The organism is Longimycelium tulufanense, from assembly GCF_014645795.1.
GTDB classification, from domain to species: Bacteria; Actinomycetota; Actinomycetes; order Mycobacteriales; family Pseudonocardiaceae; genus Longimycelium; species Longimycelium tulufanense.
On the sequence record NZ_BMMK01000096.1, the window covers coordinates 1 to 1288 of the forward strand.

1 protein-coding gene is annotated in these 1288 nt (G+C 64.9%); it reads right to left on the minus strand.

Annotated features, from left to right (window positions below; all coding sequences use genetic code 11):
- Positions 1-1213: IS256 family transposase (locus IEY55_RS31655; RefSeq protein WP_373290092.1), on the minus strand; the 1213-nt coding region annotated here is incomplete at its 3' end.
- Positions 1214-1288: the final 75 nt, after the last annotated feature.

Genomic DNA, 1288 nt, shown 5'->3' on the forward strand with positions numbered 1-1288 from the left:
CGTCGAAGGCGATGTCGAAGGCGTTCAGTGCCGCTTTCCACCGGGTGATCCAGCGTTTCCGGCCTGTCCCAGTGGGGTCCAGGGACATGACCGCCAAGTAGACACACTTGAGCGCGGCGGTCTCGTTGGGGAAGTGGCCGCGGGCCTTCACGGCCCGGCGGATGCGGGCGTTGACCGACTCGATGGCGTTGGTGGAGCAGATGACCTTCCTGATCTCGGTGTCGAAGGCCAGGAAGGGCACGAACTCGGCCCAGGCGTTCTCCCACAACCTGATGATTGCCGGGTACTTGGTGCCCCAGTCCTCGGTGAACTCCAGGAAGCGTTCCATGGCCGCGGCCTCGGTGGGCGCGGTGTAGATCGGCTTGAGCGAGCGGGCCAGCTTCTCCCAGTCCTGCCGGGCCGCATACCGAAAACTGTTCCTGATGAGATGCACCACGCAGGTTTGGGTCACCGCCTGGGGCCAGACGGTCTCAATCGCCTCCGGCAGCCCGCGCAGCCCGTCACAGACCACCATGAGCACATCTTGGAGGCCGCGGTTTTTGAGCTCCGTGAGGTGGGCCAGCCAGTCCTTGGCTCCTTCCCCGCCGGTGCCGGCCCACAACCCGAGAATGTCGCGGGTGCCCTCCGTGGTGACCGCCAAGGCGATGTAGATCGGCCGGTTCGCCACATGACCGTCGCGGACCTTCACGTGCACCGCATCAATGAAGATCACCGGATACACCGCATCCAGGGGTCGGTTCTGCCACTCGGCCATCCCGTCCAGGACCTTGTCGGTGATCGTGGAGATGGTCTGCTTGGACACACTCGTGCCATACACCTCGGCCAGGTGCGTCGAGATCTCCCCGGTGGTCAGGCCCTTCGCGGCCAGCGACAGCACCATCTCATCCACACCGGACAGCCGGCGTTGCCGCTTGGCCACGATCTTCGGCTCGAAGCTGCCGTGCCGGTCCCGGGGCACGTCGATCTCGATCGGCCCGATCTCGGTGGTCACCGTCTTCGAGCGCTTCCCGTTGCGGGCATTACCCGACGGGCTCGCCGCACCCGCGCCCTTCTCATAGCCGAGATGATCGGTGATCTCGCCTTCCAGGGCGGATTCCAGGATCTTCTTCGTCAACCCCGCCAACAGCGAACCCTCACCGGTCAACTGCAACCCCTGCGCGCGGGCGGTCGCGACCAGCTCACCAATCAGCTGGTCATCAACAACCGCCCCCACCCGCTGCTCGGGTCCATCCAGGGCATCATCAGTTCCAGTCTGGGCAGTGTTCTCGCTCACTCGGTGGTTCCTCTT